At 47.2% G+C, this 303-nt stretch carries 1 pseudogene; it reads left to right on the forward strand.

Annotation, left to right across the window (positions count from 1 at the left end):
- Positions 1-303 (forward strand): annotated as a pseudogene (araH, locus tag FTW16_RS13355) (L-arabinose ABC transporter permease AraH); the annotation flags it as partial.

Genomic DNA, 303 nt, shown 5'->3' on the forward strand with positions numbered 1-303 from the left:
ACGCAAAACGCTCCTTTAATTTGGCCGGAATTTGGGACCGATTCGGAATGCTGATCGTGTTCGCTGCCCTATTTATTCTATGTGCCTTATTTGTGCCTTACTTTGCGACTTTCATCAATATGAAAGGGCTTGGTCTGGCGATTTCGATGAGTGGCATGGTGGCATGTGCGATGCTGTTCTGCTTAGAGTGAGGTGATCTCGACCTGTCTGTCGCTTCAATTATCGCCTGTTCAGGTGTCGTGACCGCAGTAGCAATTAATGCAACGAGCAGTTTGGTACTTGGTATTGGTGCAGGCTTATTGT

Origin of the sequence: Vibrio sp. T20 (assembly GCF_007858795.1) — a bacterium.
GTDB classification, from domain to species: domain Bacteria; phylum Pseudomonadota; class Gammaproteobacteria; order Enterobacterales; family Vibrionaceae; genus Vibrio; species Vibrio satsumensis.